Source organism: Rossellomorea marisflavi (genome assembly GCF_009806575.1).
Taxonomy (GTDB): Bacteria; Bacillota; Bacilli; order Bacillales; family Bacillaceae_B; genus Rossellomorea; species Rossellomorea marisflavi_A.
The window spans coordinates 3,024,328-3,045,356 of record NZ_CP047095.1; the positions used below are offsets into that span (position 1 = coordinate 3,024,328).

General features: G+C 51.3%; 18 protein-coding genes and 1 other annotated feature. Of the genes, 2 read left to right on the plus strand and 16 right to left on the minus strand.

From position 1 onward, the window contains the following. The 10 genes from D5E69_RS15795 to D5E69_RS15840 form a co-directional block, all read right to left on the minus strand. Complete coding sequence (locus D5E69_RS15795) at positions 1-465, minus strand: type II secretion system protein (protein WP_159129901.1); 465 nt, start codon at positions 463-465, stop codon at positions 1-3. A gap of 107 nt (positions 466-572) precedes the next feature. Then, complete coding sequence (locus D5E69_RS15800; protein ID WP_048012645.1) at positions 573-1,784, minus strand: type II secretion system F family protein; 1,212 nt, start codon at positions 1,782-1,784, stop codon at positions 573-575. Next, positions 1,785-2,822, minus strand: coding sequence for a type IV pilus twitching motility protein PilT (locus tag D5E69_RS15805; protein WP_048006247.1), 1,038 nt, complete (start codon positions 2,820-2,822; stop codon positions 1,785-1,787). It lies immediately after the preceding gene. Between the two features lie 8 nt (positions 2,823-2,830). Beyond that, positions 2,831-4,486: a GspE/PulE family protein gene (locus tag D5E69_RS15810; RefSeq protein ID WP_048006248.1), complete on the minus strand. Its 1,656-nt coding sequence runs from the start codon at positions 4,484-4,486 to the stop codon at positions 2,831-2,833. A gap of 13 nt (positions 4,487-4,499) precedes the next feature. Next, complete coding sequence (locus D5E69_RS15815) at positions 4,500-5,888, minus strand: VanW family protein (protein WP_159129902.1); 1,389 nt, start codon at positions 5,886-5,888, stop codon at positions 4,500-4,502. Between the two features lie 13 nt (positions 5,889-5,901). Further along, on the minus strand, positions 5,902-6,651 hold the full coding sequence (locus D5E69_RS15820; protein ID WP_048006250.1) for a PRC-barrel domain-containing protein: 750 nt from the start codon (positions 6,649-6,651) through the stop codon (positions 5,902-5,904). A gap of 15 nt (positions 6,652-6,666) precedes the next feature. Beyond that, positions 6,667-7,863: a hypothetical protein gene (locus D5E69_RS15825; RefSeq protein WP_159129903.1), complete on the minus strand. Its 1,197-nt coding sequence runs from the start codon at positions 7,861-7,863 to the stop codon at positions 6,667-6,669. A 175-nt stretch (positions 7,864-8,038) separates the two neighbouring features. Beyond that, complete coding sequence (locus D5E69_RS15830; protein ID WP_231578733.1) at positions 8,039-9,424, minus strand: sensor domain-containing diguanylate cyclase; 1,386 nt, start codon at positions 9,422-9,424, stop codon at positions 8,039-8,041. A gap of 415 nt (positions 9,425-9,839) precedes the next feature. Next, positions 9,840-11,147 (minus strand): bifunctional folylpolyglutamate synthase/dihydrofolate synthase, encoded by a 1,308-nt coding sequence (locus tag D5E69_RS15835; protein WP_048006252.1) that lies wholly within the window; start codon positions 11,145-11,147, stop codon positions 9,840-9,842. Between the two features lie 75 nt (positions 11,148-11,222). Beyond that, on the minus strand, positions 11,223-13,868 hold the full coding sequence (locus D5E69_RS15840) for a valine--tRNA ligase (RefSeq protein WP_063192016.1): 2,646 nt from the start codon (positions 13,866-13,868) through the stop codon (positions 11,223-11,225). Positions 13,869-13,934: 66 nt separating this feature from the next. Next, positions 13,935-14,154: a binding site (T-box leader), on the minus strand. 163 nt (positions 14,155-14,317) lie between these two features. Between D5E69_RS15840 and D5E69_RS15845 the strand changes: the two genes are divergently transcribed. Beyond that, positions 14,318-14,506: a YszA family small membrane protein gene (locus D5E69_RS15845; protein WP_048006254.1), complete on the plus strand. Its 189-nt coding sequence runs from the start codon at positions 14,318-14,320 to the stop codon at positions 14,504-14,506. A gap of 35 nt (positions 14,507-14,541) precedes the next feature. Here the strand turns inward: D5E69_RS15845 and ysxE are convergent, their stop codons facing one another. Beyond that, on the minus strand, positions 14,542-15,573 hold the full coding sequence (gene ysxE, locus D5E69_RS15850; protein ID WP_048012649.1) for a spore coat protein YsxE: 1,032 nt from the start codon (positions 15,571-15,573) through the stop codon (positions 14,542-14,544). A gap of 76 nt (positions 15,574-15,649) precedes the next feature. Next, on the minus strand, positions 15,650-16,846 hold the full coding sequence (gene spoVID, locus D5E69_RS15855; protein ID WP_053072998.1) for a stage VI sporulation protein D: 1,197 nt from the start codon (positions 16,844-16,846) through the stop codon (positions 15,650-15,652). A 336-nt stretch (positions 16,847-17,182) separates the two neighbouring features. Here spoVID and D5E69_RS15860 point away from each other — a divergent pair, with 336 nt between their 5' ends. Further along, positions 17,183-17,488: a DUF4306 domain-containing protein gene (locus tag D5E69_RS15860; RefSeq protein ID WP_048006257.1), complete on the plus strand. Its 306-nt coding sequence runs from the start codon at positions 17,183-17,185 to the stop codon at positions 17,486-17,488. A 165-nt stretch (positions 17,489-17,653) separates the two neighbouring features. Here D5E69_RS15860 and D5E69_RS15865 read toward each other — a convergent pair whose 3' ends face one another. The 4 genes from D5E69_RS15865 to hemB are packed head-to-tail and all read right to left on the minus strand — an operon-like array spanning position 17,654 to position 21,018. Then, positions 17,654-18,313 carry a peroxiredoxin gene (locus D5E69_RS15865; protein WP_048012652.1) on the minus strand — a complete coding sequence of 220 codons (660 nt, stop codon included), beginning with the start codon at positions 18,311-18,313 and terminating at the stop codon, positions 17,654-17,656. A gap of 55 nt (positions 18,314-18,368) precedes the next feature. Beyond that, entirely contained in the window at positions 18,369-18,668 is a 300-nt protein-coding gene (locus tag D5E69_RS15870) for a hypothetical protein (protein ID WP_159129904.1), read from the minus strand. 54 nt (positions 18,669-18,722) lie between these two features. Continuing rightward, positions 18,723-20,015: a glutamate-1-semialdehyde 2,1-aminomutase gene (gene hemL, locus D5E69_RS15875; RefSeq protein ID WP_048006259.1), complete on the minus strand. Its 1,293-nt coding sequence runs from the start codon at positions 20,013-20,015 to the stop codon at positions 18,723-18,725. A gap of 22 nt (positions 20,016-20,037) precedes the next feature. Next, the gene (gene hemB, locus D5E69_RS15880; protein ID WP_048006260.1) at positions 20,038-21,018 is read right to left on the minus strand and encodes a porphobilinogen synthase; all 981 of its coding nucleotides are present in this window, start codon (positions 21,016-21,018) and stop codon (positions 20,038-20,040) included. Between the last annotated feature and the right edge of the window lie 11 nt (positions 21,019-21,029).

Consider the following 21,029-nt stretch of genomic DNA (forward strand, 5'->3'; position numbering starts at 1 on the left):
TTATTTGTTTTCAGCTACTGAAGAACGTTTTAACGCGTCTGATGCCCCTGTAACACTACGTTTGTTACCTATTAAAGTAACTGAATAAGTGAATTTATCGGTACCTGCAGCAGTAATAGTTACCAAAGAAGTGGTACGTTTATAACCATTCGTATCCGTGCTGTCTCCATCAGGATCTTTTAACGTATCAATATACCCATCATTTTCTAATTTTTGTAGAGATACAGTTTTCGGTGTACCTTCTACCGGTCTCAATGTCTCATCCGCAGCTACAGCCAACTTCGCCGAGCTCACCATCTGCTTCGCATTTGCCACATGGGCATCTTTCTTCGAGTTGTCGATGAGGCCGCCGATGCTCGGGATCGCGATGGCTGCGATGATGCCGAGGATGACGACGACGGCGAGAAGCTCGATAAGGGTGAGGCCGCGCTCATTTTTCAAACGTTGACGCAATTTCTTTAACATGGGAATTCCTCCTGATCTTTTCTGGATTGCCAGTCAGACAATCTAGGACTATTATACAACATAAATTGTCATAAAATTATATATTTTTACATTTTACTAGGTATTTTTTAATAGTTTTGCACACTGTTGAAGATTTCAAACATCGGAACCATGATTGCTATGACAATAGTCCCTACCACTCCCGCCAGTACGACAATCATGAGTGGTTCGATCAAGGATTTCAGACGGTCCGTGGCACTTTCGACTTCTTTTTCATAGAAGTCGGCGACCTTATCAAGCATCGTATCGAGGGCCCCTGTCTCTTCGCCGATGGCAATCATCTGCGTGACGAGTGGCGGGAATGCCCAGTGGGCCTTCATGGGCTCCGTGAGGGACGCCCCTTCCTCCAATGCCCTTCTTGATTGCGAGATGACCTTTGCCACCACTTCATTCTCGACGACCCGCTCCACGATCGACAGTGCCTGGAGTATGGGGACCGAGCTTGAGAACAGGGAGCTCAGGGTCCGTGTCATCCTGGCAAGGACGGCTTTTTGGAGCATCTTCCCGAATATGGGCAGCCTGAGGATCACGTAGTCGAGATGGTACTTCGTTTCCTTATTCTTCCTCAACAGGGCAAACCCTAGGATAAGAAGGAATATGAGACCGACCAGGATGTACCAGAATCGCTGCATGAATTCGCTGGCGGAGATGACAAATTTCGTGATGGCCGGCAGCTCTCCCCCGAAGTCGATGAACATGTCGACGAAGGTCGGGACGACGGATGTCAGGAGATAGATGACGACGCCCAGGGCAAGGACGGCGACGACGGCCGGATAGGTAAGCGCCGATACGATCTTCTGTCTCGTGGCATGCTGCTTCTCGTAGTGCGTGGCCAGTCCGTCCAGGGTTTCATCGAGGCTTCCCGACGCCTCCCCCGCCCTCACCATGTTGATGAGAAGGGGCTCAAAGATTCTCCCGTGCTTCCCGAGGGCTTCCGAGAGGGGATGCCCACCCCTGAGGTTCTCTTCCACCTCGCTTAAAGCCCTTGACAGGGGCTTGCTCTCCGTCTGGCGCGAAAGGATATGGGTGGCATCCACCACGGTCACTCCCGCCTGGAGCAAGGTCGCGAACTGCCTCAGGAAGATGAGGAGGTGGCGGAGCTTCACGGGATTTCCGATGGCCAGATCCTTCGTCAACAGGGTCTCCGGAAGCTCATCGATTCCGATCACCCTCACCTCGAGCTTTTTCAGCTGCAGGAGGGCCTCCCGCTTGTTCGACGCCGTGACGACGCCGTTCTTCGGACCCGAGCGGTCGCGGCCCGTATATTTGAACCTCGCCATCTACGCTCCCTCCCGGATATAGGGGAGGGCCATTTCCTTGGAGACGATCCCGGCCTCATACAGTCCCTGGACGCTGTCGCTCATGAGATGCATGCCCGAAGCCCGCGACGTCTGCATGACGTTTTGGATCTGATGCACTTTCTCCGAACGGATGAGGTTGGCCACTGCCGCATTATTCAATAGAAGCTCTGTGGCCGCACGGCGGCCTGTCCGGTCCACCGTCGGGAACAGGCGCTGCGAGAGGATGCCCGTCAGGACGGATGCCAGCTGGACGCGGATCTGGGCCTGTTGCTCTGGCGGGAATACATCCACGATACGTTCGATCGTCGCCGGCGCACTGGAGGTATGAAGGGTCGCCAGGACGAGGTGACCCGTCTCCGCGGCCGTGATGGCCGTATGGATCGTTTCGAGATCCCTCATCTCCCCCACCAGGATGATATCGGGATCCTGCCTCAGGGCGCTCCTCAGTCCCCTGGAAAATGAACCTGTATCGAATCCGACCTCCCGCTGATCGATGATGGAACTGCCGTGCCGATGGAGATACTCGATCGGGTCCTCCAGGGTGATGATGTGCTTCCTCATCGTCCGGTTCATATGATCGATGATGGACGCAAGGGTCGTCGATTTCCCGCTCCCCGTCGGTCCCGTCACGAGGAACAGACCCTGTGGCCGTCCGGCGATGCCTTTCAGCGCATGGGGAAGGAACAGATCCTCCATTGTCGGGATCGACGTCGGGATCACACGGATGGCCAGGGACACGCAGGAGCGCTGTCGGAAGGCATTGATCCTGAACCGGGATACCCCGGGGATGCCATAGGAAAAGTCAAGCTCGCCTGCGTCTTCAAAGCCCGTGTACATGCTCGGGGCAATCAGCGCTTTGGCCATCCCTTCGGTGGTCTCAGGGGTCAGGGATTCTTTCCCGTATCGTTTCAGGTCCCCGTGGATCCGGAAGACCGGCGGCGCCCCAACGGTCAAATGGATGTCTGAGGCCCCGAGTTCGTACGCGCTTCTCAGGAGCGCATCTATTTTCTCTTTCATGTTTTCACCTACTCTGCTATGGAAACTCGTAATACTTCTTCCGTTGTCGTCAATCCCTGTTTCACCTTCAGGAGTCCGTCATCCACAAGGAATATGGTCTTGTTGCGGACGGCAAGCTCCCGGAGTTTGGAAATCGGTTCGTCGTTCAGGATGACTTTCTTCATGTCTTCATTCATCACGAGGATCTCATGGATCGCGATCCGTCCTTTGTAGCCCGTCATATTGCAGGAGGAACAGCCTGTTCCACGGGTGATGGTCTCGATCTTCATGCCCCTTTTGGCAAAGATCCCGATTTCACGGGCAGTGGCCGGAACGACCTGCTTGCAGTCGCGGCACACCCTGCGGATCAGCCGCTGTGCAACGACCCCGCTCAGGGAAGAGGCGACAAGGAACGGCTCCACCCCCATGTCGAGAAGTCGGGTGATCGTGGAGATTGCATCATTCGTATGGAGGGTGCTCAGGACGAGATGCCCCGTCAAGGATGCACGGATCGATACTTCGACCGTTTCCTTGTCTCGGATCTCCCCCACCATGATCACATTGGGATCCTGGCGGAGGATGGCCCTGAGTCCCTTCGCAAACGTCAGGCCGACCTGTTGGTTCACAGAAATCTGATTGATGCCTTCAAGCTGGTACTCGACGGGATCTTCGACGGTGATGATATTCACTTCTTCACTGTTGAGATGATTCAGTGCGGCATAGAGCGTCGATGATTTCCCCGACCCCGTCGGTCCCGTGATGAGGACGATACCTGTCGGCTGCTTGATCATATTCATGAACCGCTGGTGATTCACCTTATTGAAACCGAGCTTTTGAAGGTCATTGAGCTGCGAGCCGAGATCAAGGAGTCGGAGGACGATTTTTTCCCCGTACACGGTCGGGAGGGTGGAAACCCTGAGATCGATGGGATGAACATCGATATTTGCCTTCATCCTGCCGTCCTGAGGCACCCTGAACTCCGTGATATCGAGGTTTGCCATGATCTTCAGGCGGGCAAGGAGCATGCTCTGCATATGCTTGGGAAGATTCCGCTCTGTCCGGAGGATGCCGTCGACCCTGAAGCGGATCGCCACTTTCGTCTCCTGCGGGTCGATATGGATATCACTCGCCTTTTGGGTCACCGCATTCGAGAGGATCTGATTGACCAGGCGCACGATGGGCGATTCCGCATCCGTCACGGACGGCTCATCGACCTGGACCTGCTCCTCGCGGAAAAGCTCTTCGAATCCTTCTTCAAGATCATAATATTTATTGATGACCTTCAGGATATCATCCTTCGTTGCGATCGCCGGCTCGATCTTGAACCCCGTCGCCAGGCGCAGGTCTTCAATGGCATAGAAATCAAGGGGATCATTCATGGCCACAAACAGGCGGTCCCCTTCGGTCTTCAGCGGGATCATCAGCGTCCTTTTGGCCGTATCCTTCGGGATCAGGTGAAACAGGTTCGTCTCGAACGGGTAGCGATACAGGCTGACGTGCGGGATTCCGAGCTGAAACTCCAGCACTTCGATAAGTTGCTGCTCCGTGATGAAGCCCTTCTGAAGGAGGGCATCTCCCGTCTTTTGTCCCTTCACTTTGTCGGCAAGCGTTTCCTGAAGCTGCTCTTCGGAGATGATCCCCGCTTCCACAAGAAGATCTCCGAGCCTTTTCCGGGTTGTCGTCATGGATGACCCTCCTTCACTTTTCTGCCTCTTTCTTTTTTTGGACGGTTTTCACATCGGGTGAATCCTTCTTATCCGTTGTTACCCTTTTGTTGCCATCGTCTTCTTGCTTCCCATCCGTTGTGCCTTCTTCATCCACAGCGGGCGCGGTTTCCCCTTCGATCTCGGGGGAATCTTCCCGGATGCCTTCCGTGCTGCTCTCCCCGTCCGATTCACCTGATGCATCTTCACCGGCTTCCTCAGAATTCTCGTCAGACAGGGTTACATCGGCTTCGCCGGCATTGAGCGGCCAGATTTCCACCCTGTTCGCCGGTGCATAAAAATCTTCACTGATCCGCTCTTCGTCAATGACCTCTCCTTCGGAAGAATGCTTATCCCTATAAACGGAGATCAGCTGTCCTTTCTTTCCTTCCTGTGTGGTCGCCAGGACTCCCTGGGGGATGAAGGCGCTGAACTGCTTCACAACGCGCGGAGGATATTCCTTCTTCCCGGTCATCCTCACCTTGTATTCATACGGCATAGCCATGCCGGAAATCTGTCCTTTAAGCGTATTGTCGTGGAGCGAAAAGGTCACGGTATACGCTGTATCGCGTGCGTTCATGAACACAAGATCTTGTCCTGTCACGGGATTCACCCTCGCTTCAAGGCCGAGTGTTGCATACGGCGGCAGCTCGGTGGAGATATTGCGCTCTGCCACCGCCAGATCCGTATGCAGAATCAGTTCATATAGTAAGGAAACAACCGGTCCGAGATCATCGGGAGAACTCACCGAGGAACCGCTTGCATCAAGAAACTCCAAGAACGAAAATCGTGCATTCGCAGGGATGTCGATCACAGGATTGCCTTGAATGAGCGCTGCTAGGCCGGGACTCACTTCGATCTCATCTAACTCCCCTGCGTAGAAGACGTTCTCTTCCCCCTCATAGAAATCATCCAAGTCGATCGTCTCCTCCACATTCAGCATGGACGTGGCATCCTCAATCTTTTTTTGAAGTCCCGGGAATTGATCCAGGTGGTAACCAGGGAATCGTTCCTCGATGTATCCGTTCAAAGCGGCTTCATCGACCGAAACGGCCAATGGGGAATTCCCCTGTTCCTTCAGGGCACTGATAGATTCCTTGAAATGGAATGCGATGGTACCTGAATCCAGGAGGACGTCCCGGCCATCGAATGAGAGCATGATTTCCTGCTCTCCCTTCCACGACTCGACCTTCGTTTCAAGAAGCTTCATGGCCTGCTTCTTTGTTTTCCCCGACAGGTCGACCGATGCCGCTTCTGCGTTTTGTATGAACGAAACCGACGTGATTCTCTCATAGAGGAAAACACCAAGCTGCGATACACCGACGTATAACATGGTCATGATGAACATGGGTGCAAGCAATTGGATCAGGCGCCGATTTTTCATCTGATGCGCCCCCTTATCGGATATTCATGGTCAATTCAACAAAGACGGATGGACCCGCTTCCTTGACCGATTGGATATCCGCCCGGGTCAGCTCCGAACCCTTAGGTACGAGCAATTCACCTTCAAGACTGAATATATCTTCTGCCGTCTGTCTTCCGACCAGGAGTTCCATTTGTCTGGATTCGATGTCCTTCAGGCCGTCAGCCTGCGTGGCAGCTGCTTCCTGCATGGCAACGGCTTCCTGTGGCGTCGGAACGTCATCCATTTCTACTTCCACGAGCGTTTCCCGGAAATACTCGGCGGCATCTTCCTTTACGATGACGATATCCTTTCCCCACGTCAGCACATGAGGGGAGTCGAGATAGTATGAGTCACTCTTGCTTTTCACTTCAAGCGTCCGGATCGCTCCGCTCTCATCGTCCACGTGGAACTCGACGATTTCACCGATCATCTGTCCTTTCCTCGTCATGAGGCGGGCATCGGCCACCCGGATCTTTTTGTTCACAAGGGAATTGGCAATGGGGATTTCATTCAGATCGATGACGGCATTCTCATGTTCCACGGTGACAGCGTATTCCCCGATCCCCACGACCTTCTTGAACGGGATGGCCCTCACACTGATCTGCCAGTCTTCATGCTCCACTGTAAGGAAGTCGACGGAGCCTTTTTCAGGGTTTACAACAAGGGAGCGGACCTTCCCGATTTCACTACCATCCGAAATGTTGATGATGGGAAGGGATTGGATTTCAGTACTCTTTTTCATTGGTATTCTCCTATTCTAGTTCATTTGATTTTGGGCATATTGCTTGATATGGGTAAGTTCTTCAGACAGGTATCCATAGGAATGGAACCGGTCTTCCATTTCTGTGATAAAGGTTGAGCACGCCTCATACTGAGCGTGCAAGAGATGATGATCGATCAAGATCTTGGCGAACGTGTAATAATCCCGGTCATGAAGGGCCGGATGCAGATAAGAATTCACCAGCTCGTGAAACTCTTCTTTTGGTAGGGACGTTTCTGAAAAGGCTATGATCTCAAGCATCGTCTTCATGATGGGCCCGTCAATGCGTGGACGCGATACCGTCTCCTCCAGAGAATCGCCCTTTCCTTCTTGAGAGGCCATGTGTTCGAGTGTTTCTTCGTCAAGGAGGAAATCCTCCTCATCCAGACCGCCTTCAAGAACATCGGCCGCCTTTTCCTCTTCTACACGGGACCCTTCTTCGGTCACCACGCTTGAGAGATCCTCGAGCTCGTGGAGCAATCCCGGCAGATGCCCCTCGGTTTCTCCCTCTTCACTGTTTCCTTCTTCTTCAAAGAGCTCGTCCATATAGGGAGTGAGTGCTTCGTCTTCCTGAATGGCTTGAAGGGGAGTCTCCTGATCCAGCGGCTGGATAAACATCCGTTCCAGGTCTTCTTCCAGACCCTCTTCCGGTTCAACCGTTTCAAACCATGAACCAAGCATGATCTCCTCTTCTTCCAGTTCCAGTTCATCACTTACGGCGGAAGTAACTGGATCACTCCCTTCATGACCTGACTCGACGAACCATTCGCTTTCGTCATCTTCCGCTTCTGCAGGCTGTTCGGGTTCAACAGCTGGTGCAGTCCCGGCATCCGTTACCGTTTCCACAAACGTTTCTTCCTTCACGCTATGTATGACAGGCGCCGTCTTATCCGGTGCTTCCACATCGTTCAATATCCCCGCCATGGCCCCGTCTCCTGCCGGCACGACAGCACTAGCACTGAACAGGCCGGCGACCCGCTGGTCCATGAGATAGGCCATCAGACACAGGGTCATCACCAGCATAAGCAGGATCATCCATAGGGGATAGGTGGCAGACGCCGCCGCACCGACCATGGCAAGAAGAAAGGTACTTGAAGCGACAAGATGCTTCCCCTTCAACGATAACCCCATGGGAACCACATACAGGATGGGGATCAGTATAATGGCGGTGATCCCGATTAATAGATAAGCCACTTTCCTCACAACTCCTCTAAAAGTAAGTAAAAAGATTCATCCGATTCCAATATAATCCTAGTCTATCTCATCTATAGGTATTTTGGAATATGATAATAGGCTTATATGAAAAAAATATCAAAAAACTCTTTTCTTGTAAAAAAAAAGAAACGCGGCCGGTCAGCCGCGTTTCTTTTCACTTCACATATTGTGCCACCCGGTTCCTTCCGAGCTGCTTAGCCCCTGTGTACAGCGCCCGGTCTGCGTGCCGGATCAGTGCGAGGGGATCGTCCGCATCAACCGGCGCCGTCGCCACCCCGATGCTTGCTGTGATCCTGACCATCTTCCTCCTGTCCTGGCCATTCAGGGAATCATGTAGGAGGAATGGCGTGTCCGCTATCCGCTGACGGACTTTTTCCGCTACTTGGAGCGCCTGCCTATTCTCGATATCAGGCAGGAGGATCACGAATTCCTCACCACCGTAACGGGCGACGGTCCCGGCGGCACCGATCATGTCAACAAGACGGGTCGAAAGTCCCTTCAGGATTTCATTCCCTCCCTGATGTCCATACGTATCATTGATGGCCTTGAAGTGATCCAGGTCCAGCATGATCAGGGACAGGCATCGGCGCTGTCCGCTCTCCAGATAATTGAACTCAAGAGCGAGGAGATCTTCGAAATAGCGATAATTGTAAAGGTCTGTCAGGGCACATCTTTCACTATTGTGCTTGGTCATTTCGTGGTGACGCGCATTCTCCATGGCCACACCGAAATAAGAGCAGAGAATATCCACGATCATGAGCTGCATTTTTTCATATGCCTTTTTCTTCGATGTGGCAAGGAGCAGGATCCCCCTCACTTTCTGATTCCTTACGATGGGGACGCACAGGACGCTTTCCACCTCTTCCGGCATGTAGCCTTCAGCGATATCCTCCCACTCTTTCTTGGACGTGAAGAGCATGGATTCACCACTTTCCCACACCCTGCCGCTGATGCCCTCGCCTTTTTTCAAATGCGGCAGATCGTTCGGCATGCGCCGGCCATTTTCAACCCTTCGGATCAGAACCAGATCCGGGTCATAGCAATCGAGGATATACGCATACTCGACAGGGAGCGTAGAAGTGATTTTCTCGATGAAGATATCCAGTACTTCACTCACCTTCAGCCTCTCCGTGAGCTGGTGACCGATTTCACCGGCCTTTTGTAAATAGAGATTGATTTTTTCTGAAGAATTATACAGCTTCATGATTATGACAAGGCTTATGAATGGTACTCCAATTAAGAGGGAAGCATATCCCCCAATTTGAAAGGTTAGATAGTAAAAAGAAAGTGCAATGGGCATCATGATGAGATTAGAAATACCATCCCATATAAAATCTTTGCTATAGAACGGGATCGATGCTTTCGCTATGTATTTCAGATAGCTAAACAGGAGGATCTGATTAATAAGCACGGAAGCGACTTGATAGAAAAAGATCGGAATAATAAGGGACTCTAAACCCATTGAACCGACAACCCCGCCCACTTCATAGAACAGAAGACCACTGAAAAACGATACAAGGAAGAACATTGTCGAATTCAAAGGTATCCGGTGCCAATCCTGTTTTGCCACTCTTAACCGGAATACAAAAGGGATGACCGAAAGTTGCATAAGTAAAATTTCTATAAAAAGTCCAAATTGAATAAACGCTGCAAGGGCAACCCACTGAAATAGAAAAATCATCGTACCATTTACCACAATCGGCAATAACAGAATGACAGTAGAAAATACAACTAGGCTAACGAGGGTTGCTTCATTGCCTTCTACATTTTCAGGTGGATAATGAATATAGGTGAAATAAAAGCCTGCCGGTACTACAGCAAGCCAAATGATTACAAATAATACTTTTTTACTCAACGAAAGCGGCATGGCCATCCCTCACAATATTCTGATCTCTTGCCCATCTAGTTAAATAGTCACGAGTTTACGAATATTTTATCAGAGTACCCTGTTAAAGTCACTTATTAATTCTATTATTTTCTAATTTTTTTGATAAATATGGTTTTACTTCCGATAAGAAGTAGAGTGATCCGGTTATGAGGAGGACTTCCCCTTCCCTCATGGATGCTACATACTCATCCACATACTTCTTCCAATCGTCTGCTACTATCCCTCTCCCTGCAAGCTCGAGAAGTTCACTGCCCGATGCGGCCCTTGGGAAATCAAATTGGGTGAGGACAAGGGTATCGACAGCTCGACTCAGAGGCTCGATCATCGGTTTCAGATCCTTATCCTTGAGGGCAGCGAATACGCTGTTCACATGCCTTCCTTCGAATCGCTCTTGAATGGTCTTGACGAGTGCCGCCACACCTTCAGGATTATGGGCGCCATCGAGGAAGATCAATGGGGTATCCGACACCTTTTCCATCCTACCGGGCCAGTACGCCTTCACGAGTCCCCTTTTCACGTGCCCTGAATCAATCCGGAATCCATGATCTCCGAGTAGTCCCGCTACTTTTATGGATACAGCGGCATTCCTCACCTGATGCATCCCGATCATGGTCACATCGAACGATTCTGAAGCACCATCTTCTTCGTAGCGGAAACGTTCTCCGTCAGGTAAATGGTCCATGGCGACGGCTGTGAATCCTTCACCCAATACGTGGAGATTGCTCTGTTTCTGCCGTGCTTGGTCCGAAATGACCGCAGCGGCTTCAGGCTGTGAGACCCCCGATACGACCGGCACACCGGGTTTGATGATCCCCGCTTTTTCATAGGCGATCTCCTCGAGTGAGTTCCCCAGGAACTGCATATGGTCCATCCCGATGCTCGTGATGACGGAAACGAGGGGGGTGATGACGTTGGTGGAATCCAGCCTTCCTCCAAGTCCGACTTCCTCGAGTACGATGTCGGGGGTTTCGTATTCGGCAAAATACAAGAAATTCATTGCCGTGATCACTTCGAACTCAGACGGTCCTCCCCATTCGGAATCTTCCATTTCCTCCGCGATCGGTTTGACACGTTCAACAAGCTTCGTTAAGGACTCGTCGGATATCGGCACCCCGTTCATGCTGATCCGCTCATTGAATCTCTCGAAATACGGTGAAGTGAACGTCCCCACGGTATAGCCTGCTTCCTCGAGTATATTCCGGAGGAAGGTGACCGTGGAGCCTTTCCCATTCGTCCCTCCGATATGGACGGTCCTGATGGATTGATGGGGGTTTCCAAGCTTCTCAAGCAGCTCCTCCATTCGCTGCAAGCCGGGTTTGATCCCCAGCCTCAAGCGGGAATGAATCCAATTTACCGCATCTTCATACTGCATCATACTGGTTGTCCTCCTTGATTTCGTAAAGAAAAAGAGGGCTGATCGGTCATCAGCCCTCTGATCTTTGCGGTGTGATTATACCGTCTTCAACTCTTCGATCCGGGCCTTAACCGTGGCCTGTTTCTCCAAGTAGTCCTGTTCTTTTGCTTTTTCTTCATCCACGACTTTTTGAGGTGCCTTGCTTACGAATCGTTCGTTGCTCAGCTTCCCTTGTACGCGTGATACTTCCTTCGTCCATTTATCCAGCTCTTTCTCCAGGCGGGCGATCTCTTCATCGATGTTGATGAGACCGGCAAGCGGAAGGAATAACTCAACTCCCGTCACGACCGCTGTCATCGCTTTTTCAGGTGCCGATGCATCGGTGGACAGTTCAAGTGATTCCGGATTACAGAAGCGCTCGATGTAGGCCGCGTTCTTCTGAAGAACCGCTAGCGTTTCTTCATCTTTCGCCTTCAGCATGAGTTTGATCTGCTTGCTCATCGGCGTGTTCACTTCGGCACGGATATTCCGAACCGCACGGATGATGTCCACGAGAAGCTTCATTTCTTCAGCAGCGGCATCATCCGTAAGGGATGAATCGACTTCCGGCCAGGCAGCCACGGTGATGGATTCGCCTTCATGCGGCAGGTTCTGCCATATTTCCTCGGTAATAAACGGCATGAACGGGTGAAGAAGTCTCATCGTGTTGTCGAGAACATAAGCGAGGATCGAACGCGTCGTCTTCTTCGCAGCTTCGTCTTCCCCGTATAGAGGCAGCTTCGCCATTTCAATATACCAGTCACAGAAATCATCCCAGATGAAGTTATAAAGGATGCGTCCCACTTCACCGAACTCATATTTGTCTGCTAGGCGTGTAACGGTTTCGATCGTCTCATTGAGGCGGGTGAGGATCCATTTGTCTGCAACCGACTTCTCACCTGAAAGATCGATTTCGTCATAGGTCATGCCGTCCATATTCATCAAGGCGAATCGGGATGCGTTCCAGATCTTGTTGGCAAAGTTCCAAACGGATTCCACCTTTTCGAATGAGAATCTCAGATCCTGACCAGGGGAGCTTCCTGTTGAGAGGAAGTAGCGCAGGGCATCAGCTCCGTATTTCTCGATGACATCCATGGGATCGACGCCGTTTCCAAGGGACTTACTCATCTTGCGGCCATCGGCATCGCGTACGAGACCGTGGATCAACACGTCTTTGAATGGGCGTTCATTCGTGAACTCCAGTCCCTGGAAGATCATGCGGGATACCCAGAATCCGATGATGTCATAGCCTGTCACGAGGGTATTGGTCGGGTAGTAGCGTTTGAAGTCTTCCGCTTCAAGATCAGGCCAGCCCATTGTGGAGAACGGCCATAGTGCCGAACTGAACCATGTATCCAGAACGTCCTCATCCTGCACCCAGTTTTCGCTATCTTCAGGTGCCTCATGGGCAACGTGGATCTCACCCGTTTCCTTGTGGTACCAAGCCGGGATGCGGTGACCCCACCATAGCTGACGGGAAATACACCAATCACGCGTATTCTCCATCCAGCGGAGGTAGCTCGTTTCGAAGCGATCCGGAACGAAATTCACTTTTTCTTCTCCGTCTTGAAGCGTCACGGCTTTCTGGGCAAGGGGATCCATTTTTACGAACCATTGAGTGGAAAGGTACGGTTCGACAACGGCACCGCTTCGTTCAGAATGGCCGACAGAGTGTAGATGCTCTTCGATTTTGAAGAGGACACCGTCTTCCTGAAGATCCTTCACGATCTGCTTGCGGCAGTCGAAGCGGTCCATACCGGAGTACTTGCCGGCTCTTTCGTTCATGGATCCGTCTTCATGCATCACGAGGATACGCTGCAAGTCATGACGATTGCCGATCTCGAAGTCATTCGGGTCATGGGCAGGCGTGATTTTCACCGCACCTGAACCGAATTCCATGTCCACATAGTCGTCACCGACGATCGGGATCTCACGGCCGGTGATCGGCAGGATCACGGTTTTCCCGATGAGATGCTTGTAGCGATCGTCTTCCGGGTGAACAGCAACAGCCGTATCACCGAGCATCGTCTCAGGACGCGTCGTCGCGATTTCGATATGACCGGATCCGTCGCTCAGTGGATAGCGCATGTGGTAGAAGGCGCCTTGAACGTCCTGGTGGATAACCTCGATATCCGACAGGGCCGTTTTCGTCGCCGGATCCCAGTTGATGATGTACTCCCCGCGGTAAATGAGCCCTTTGTTGTAAAGGTCGACGAATACTTTGCGTACGGCGTCGGATAATCCTTCATCAAGGGTGAAACGCTCACGGCTGTAATCGAGTCCGAGGCCGACCTTCGCCCACTGCTCACGGATGTGGGAAGCATATTCTTCCTTCCACTTCCATGTTTCTTCCACGAACTTTTCGCGGCCGAGGTCATAGCGTGAGATGCCCTGATTGCGCAGCTTCTCATCTACTTTTGCCTGCGTCGCGATCCCGGCGTGGTCCATGCCCGGAAGCCAGAGGACGTCGTAGCCCTGCATGCGCTTCATGCGCGTCAGGATGTCTTGAAGGGTCGTATCCCACGCGTGACCGAGGTGAAGCTTTCCGGTTACGTTCGGAGGCGGGATGACGATGCTGTATGGTTCCTTCCCTTCATCGGGTGTCGCTTCGAAGAACTTCCCATCGATCCACCACTTGTAGCGGCCATCCTCGATCGCCTTGGGATCATATTTTGTCGGCATTGATAACTCTTGATTTTCCATTGGTTTTCCTCCATTTCGTGCATGCATGCGGGCCCTGGGTACACATAAAAAGATCCCCCGTCCTATATAAAGGACGAAGGATCTCTCATTCGCGGTACCACCTTAATTCCCGGGTTTCCCCAGGCTCTCAAAGACCCATAACGGCTTTTAACCGGTTCCCACTACTAAAAGTTCACGGGAACTGCTCTCAGGCGACATTCCATTGTCTTGGCATGGAAGACTCTCAGCATATGCCTCCCTCTCTGAATGCCAGATTCAACGTACTCTTCCTGTTCATTGCATTTACATGTTATATAGTTATTTATTATAGTATAAGATTTGATTCAGGTTCGTCAATCATTATCGCCCATTTCCCCGCAAAATATTCACCGGAAAGCCCGTCTGACACCATTTCCCTCCCCCTTCATAGGATACAGTAGTGAAATCACCCAGGAAAGAGAGTGACCGGTATGAAGAAATTCAGCTCCCATACCCAGCCCCCCTGGCTGAGGAACACCCGCGCCATATGCAAGCAATTCATCGTCCCCTTCACCATATTCCAAGGGATACGCACGATCCTGATCCCCTCCACGTTCGACGTCCTTTTGCTGACCCTCTTCCTTGCGATAGCCGCTGCCATCTATTTCGACTGGATATAAAAAAACAAAGCCCCGGATCCTGTCCGGGGCGCTTCTTATGAAGAGGATGCTTCTTCCGCTTCTTTTTTCTGCCGCTCCATTTCATCCAGCCGCATGACCACGTACTCCGTATTTTTCAGGAGCCAATAGTGACGCTGAAGCTTCTTCAGTGATTTTCGCTCATTGCGTTTATGCTTCGGGGTGTGGAAATATTTCTCCACCACGGCGATCACGGAGCTCGGGTAGGCAAGATAGCTCATGAACAGCTGCCTCTCCTCATTCCGGACAGCAAAATGATGAAAATAGGTGTTGAGCCATTCCACGCATTCTTCATAGTACTTCGGATACGTCTTCAACGTCCTGGACAGGAACGGGAGGAGGTCATGGAAGGGGGAGGCGACCTTGGATTGCTCGAAGTTGTGAAAATACCCCATTCCCCTATCATCATACAGGAAGTGCTCGGAAGAAACCTTCCCGTGGGTGATGACCGTCCGTACTTTCTCGAGCTCCTTCGTTTCCTCATACCATTCATCGAGCATCTTCCTGGAAAACTTCAGCGCCTGCGACGCATCTTTATAATACATACAGTAATGGTACTGAAACGGCGACATATACGTGACCCGCTCACATGTATCAATATACTCATCGAGGAACTGCTGTTCTTTCTCCCATCGTGTGGTGAGCAATTCGTAATGGGATTCCCGCTCTTCTTTATCAATCTTTACTTCCTGGGAGGAGAGGGTATGAAGGCGTGCAAGCTCCCTGAACAGCTTCTGGTGCTTCTCGAAGCGATCTTCCCTGTCCTGATTGATGAGCCAGGGCATCACGTAGTAAAGACTTCCCTCATTCCATACCGCATAGCGGCCGTCCAGCGTGGGATAAATCGGCACGATGCGGTTATACCCCCTTTGGAAAAGGGTCTGGATGTTGCGGACAAAATCCACCCCGATTTGAGGAGAGAGCTTTTTGACGGCAAGGGTCCCCTTATTCGAAAACACCTTGTAGATCTTGCCGAAGCTCTCGACGAAATAAGGTTCGACGCCATACGGCTGAAGTACGGGCCTCAATGCTTCCAGGGGTTGTTCCATGTTTATCACCTTCTGCCTGTATACTCTAAAAAAGCCGGACCAACCCTAACGCGTCAGTCCGGCTTCCATTGCACCCTTACCGAAAAGCTGGCTCTTCAGGCGGGATATACAGCACTTGACCACCGTACACGTCCTGATTGGCCTCAAGCTGATTCACCCTCAGCAGCTGAGGGATCGTCAGTTCATATTTCTCTGCGATGGAATCAAGGGTATCACCGTCTTGGACGATGCACACCCGGAGCGTGGCACCCCGCTCCTCTTCCTTCCGAGCGAAGAAATCCGTTAGGGAGATCGAATCATATTTCTTCTTCTTGCCTTTGGATTTTTTCGCCGCTTCGACCTCGGAGCTTGAAGAGGATTCTTCCTCTTCCTCTTCCTCCTCCTCTGCCTCCATGACCTCTTGGACCGGGAGTTGAACAGGCGGCTGGACAGGCTCCTGCGCCTGATGCTGATAGGACTGATCCTCGGATGATTCACTCAGCTCGTGTTCCGGGAGCTCAAACATCTTCTCGCTTCTCATCGCTTCTGGTTCAGGGAATGATTCATACTGGATCTGGACCGGGATCTCTTCCTCTTCAGGCGTCACCCTTCCTTCAAGCACGAAAGGTTCCGTTTCCTCCGGCTCCTCCTCTTCTTCCACTTCCTCATAGGCAGGAGAAAGGGAGAAGACATCATATTCTTCCTCCCTCGGCGGCTGCTCAACGTAATCAGGTACGACCGTCTCCAGCGTCACTTCCACTTCTTCCGCTTCTTCAGCCTCCACTTCTTCCATCGTGTCGACGGCACGGTACATCGGTTCATACAGCTCTTCTTCTACAGGCGTCTGCACCTGCTGCTCACCAAAGATCCCTGTGATGGTCAAGTCGGCATTCAGCCTGATGCAGGCATTTTCAGGGACGGCATAATCGAATGCCTCCACATACACATCGATATCTTCCAGATTCTCGATCCGGTTCTTCGGGATCGTCACATCCACCGGGAAGCAATGAATGAACTCCAGCTCCCCTTTCTCGCGGCTCTCCACCATCTGGACGTACTTGCCGCTTGCCTCCAGGATCTCATCCACCTCATAAGCTTCATCATCATCCCTCACCGAGGACGGAAGGTATTCACCGGACAGATCCAGGCTGCCTCTTATGAGGATATACTGCTCTTGTTCTTGTATCGTTATATGTGGATCTAAGGAGATGGATAATAACTCTTCAACTTCCTGTCCTTTTTTAAACCAAATTGATTCTTCCAGGGAAAATCGTAGACTCGATTGCTGCGACAAAGAAATTCCTCCTTTCATTAAGCAAAGAAATAACAAACAATGCCATTATCACTATATGGGCTCGCATGAAAGAATATGATACTGTTTGTGAACTTCCGGCAATCCCGAAGGCTCCTCCTCCTAAACACCGCCTGCACGATAGAGGGTTCAAGGGGAAATGGCGTATGTGCTTTTCTTTGAGATGACGCCAAGTGAAGTCATTCGTCCCTATTCTCACGGCGAGATACTCCATGCTGATAGCTCCGTGAGATCCATGCAGAAAAAAGCAGATTGCATCTCCCGTCAACGAATGGTAAATTTAAACAAAAAGAATGAAAGTTGGAGCGGAGGATCTTTTTGAATAAACCATTCACTTTTTTTCAGTTGATACTGTCTTTGGGGATTTTTTCATACACCTTTTTCACCTTCGGCTGGATAGCGAGTTACTTGATGCTAGAGGACAATTGGAGTGAAATGCTCATATTCAGCAAAGACGCCATGACCCCACGCGATATTTCTGATCTTGATAAACTGATCTATGGGTTTCAGCATGCCCCACTCGCAGTCACTATTCTGATGATTGTCAGTTTCCTGTATGCACTCTGCCTGATCGTCTTGATCCTCAGGCGAATCCTTCTCACTAAATATCAACCCACAAATTAAACATCCATGACGGCCACCCATCCAATGTGACTCACCATCGTATGTCCCATGTATCCGAACCGTTCAAGGTTTGCCGGGACGCTCGAGCTTTCCATTCAAGTGTGGCATGAGGAATGAATTTCCCATAAAAAATAACCGTCCGCGCCATGCGGACGGTTATTATTACTACAGCGTCTTTTTGGAAATATACCAGTCTATATACTCGATCCCCTCTTCATTTGCACGTTCTGCAGCCTCTTCCTGTGTTTCCGGTGGAGAGACTACGACTTTGTCACCTGGCTCCCAGTCGGCAGGTGTGGATACACCGTGCTCATCCGTTGCCTGCAGGGCATGGACGAGACGCACGATTTCCTTCATGTTGCGACCCGTTGTGAGCGGGTAATAGATGATGGAGCGGATCATTTGACGGCTGTCGATCACAAAGACAGCCCGGCTCGTCTCGACCTGGCTCTCCCCGGGCATGATCATGCCATATTTCATGGCCACTTCTTTGTCCAGATCGGCAATGATGGGAAATTCAATGGTGGTATCAAAGTTCTCTTCGATGCTCCTGATCCAGGCGATGTGGGACGAAACACTATCCACACTCAGTCCCAACAGATCGGTATCCAGCTTTTGCAGTTCGGGGTAAATCTCCTGAAATGCGACGAATTCGGTCGTGCACACCGGGGTAAAGTCCGACGGATGAGAAAATAATACCACCCACCTGCCCTTGTAATCAGACAAGCTGACGTTCCCCCTGCTCGTGGCGGCCGTGAATCCCGGTGCATCGTCACCGATGCGCGGCATGGTAAATTCCTTTGTTTCTGAAGAGATCCCTTGCATTCTATCTTCCTCCCAATCATTTGATTACAGGTACTGTACCACTCCATACATGGCGTCAATCGCCATCACCAGAAAATGGAACGAAAGTAGGATATGCCTGATTCAATCGAAAAAGAGGTTGGACAAAATGAAAAAGGGACCATTTCATGACGAACACGATCCGTATAGGTTCTTTATACCTCTCATGAGTTCCGTGCAAGACTTCGCTTTCTGCGGGTAGCCCTTGAGCCTCCTCAAGACTTGCCTGCGGGATGCCGCAGGAGGCTTCGTCTTGCACTCCAATCGACCGCTGGAAACCATTTAAATGGTCATGAAACAAATTAAAACCCGAACCATTTTGCCAGATCGCAGGCAAATGAATTCGGGTTTTACTATGACTAAAACACGTTTGTCCAGTCTCTTTACTGACTTATTTTTGTTGGATCTTCTTGAATGCCGCTTCAGCCGCATCGAGGGTCTTGTCGATATCTTCATCCGTATGGGCGGTCGACAGGAAGAGTCCCTCGAACTGAGAAGGCGGGAGGAAGACACCGTTATGGGCCATTTCACGATAATAGTTCGAGAACATCTCAAGATCGGATGACTTGGCTCCTTCATAATTGGACACTTCTTCATCGGTGAAGAACAATCCAATCATGGAGCCGGCGCGATTGATCGTATGAGGGATCCCATATTTCTCGGCAAGCGTGCTCAAGCCATCTTGGAGGCGATCGGCGATGCGTCCGAATTCTTCATAGCTCTCCGGTGAGAGCTGCTTCAATGTCTCGAGTCCGGCCGTCATGGCAAGGGGGTTCCCGGAAAGCGTACCCGCCTGATAGATCGGGCCGCTCGGAGCGATCTGCTCCATGATTTCCGCTTTCCCGCCGTACGCACCGACTGGAAGACCACCACCGATGACTTTACCAAGGCAGGTCAGGTCAGGTGTGACGCCAAAATACCCTTGTGCACAGTTGTATCCGACACGGAAACCGGTCATGACCTCATCAAAGATCAAGAGGGAGCCGTACTGCTCTGTTACTTCCCTGAGTCCTTCTAGGAAACCGGGTTTCGGCGGGACAACCCCCATATTACCGGCAACAGGTTCCACGATCACGCCGGCGATGTCATCACCGAACTGTTCGAACGCATAGCGGATGCTGTCAAGGTCGTTATACGGAACGGTGATGGTATTCTTCGCGATCCCTTCCGGAACTCCGGGACTGTCCGGTAGGCCGAGTGTGGCGACACCGGATCCCGCTTTGATAAGGAGGGAATCGCCATGGCCGTGATAGCAGCCTTCAAACTTCAGGATCTTGTTGCGTCCAGTATACCCGCGCGCAAGACGGAGGGCGCTCATGGTCGCTTCCGTACCGGAAGATACCATCCGCACAACTTCGATACTCGGCACGCGCTCGATGACGAGGCTCGCCAGTTCGTTTTCGATCTCGGTCGGCGCACCGAAGCTTGTTCCATTTTCGGCTACCTTCTTGATTGCTTCCACCACGCGGTCGTTGGCGTGTCCAAGGATCAGTGGTCCCCAGGAAAGGACATAATCGATGTAGTCATTGCCATCGATATCATAGATTTTGGAGCCCTTACCACGTTCCATGAAAATGGGATCCATATCAACGGATTTAAATGCACGTACCGGACTGTTCACTCCGCCCGGCATCAATTTTAATGCCTCCTGAAAGGCTTGCTTTGATTTTTCATACGATCGCATCGTTCCATTCCTCCCGTTCCAATTAAGATTCAGATAACCATCTTGCTGCGTCTTTGGCATGATAGGTGACGATCAAGTCGGCTCCTGCACGTTTCATGCTTACCAATTTCTCCATGACGATGCCTTTCTCGTCGATCCAGCCGTTTTGTGCGGCCGCTTTGACCATGCTGTATTCACCGCTCACGTTATAGGCGACAACAGGAGCATTGAAGCGATCCTTCACATCACGCATGATATCAAGATACGATAGGGCCGGTTTGACGATTAGGAAGTCGGCACCTTCCTCTATATCCGACTGCGCTTCCCGTAATGCTTCCAGGCGGTTCGCAGGGTCCATCTGGTACGTCCTGCGGTCTCCGAATTGAGGAGTGGAATGGGCGGCATCACGGAAAGGACCGTAGAAGCTGGATGAATATTTCACGGCATAGGACATGATGGGAACATCGGTGTAGCCGGCTTCATCGAGACCGTGACGAATCGCAGCTACGAATCCGTCCATCATATTGGACGGTGCGATGATATCGGCACCCGCTTCTGCCTGGCTGACAGCGGTTTTCGCAAGCAGGTCAAGGGTCGGATCATTCAGGATCTTACCACCTTCGACGATGCCGCAGTGACCGTGGCTCGTGTATTGGCACAGGCACGTATCTGCAACCACCACCATTTCCGGGTAGCGCTCCTTCACGAACCGGGTCGCCTGCTGGACGATGCCGTGATCATGATAGGCCTGTGAGCCCATTTCATCTTTTTCGGCAGGGACGCCGAACAGGATGATGGATTTGATGCCAAGGGACACGATCTCGTCCATTTCTGCTTGGAGATTGTCCATGGATATATGATAGACATCCGGCATGGAAGGGACAGGACGTCGGATATTCTCCCCTTCCACAACGAATAGTGGATAGATCAGATCTTCTTTTCGCAAATGTGTTTCCCTCACAAGCGCACGCATGTTCTCGGTTTGACGCAGGCGGCGGTGACGGTTGAATTGTAATTCAGACATAGTGTAACCCT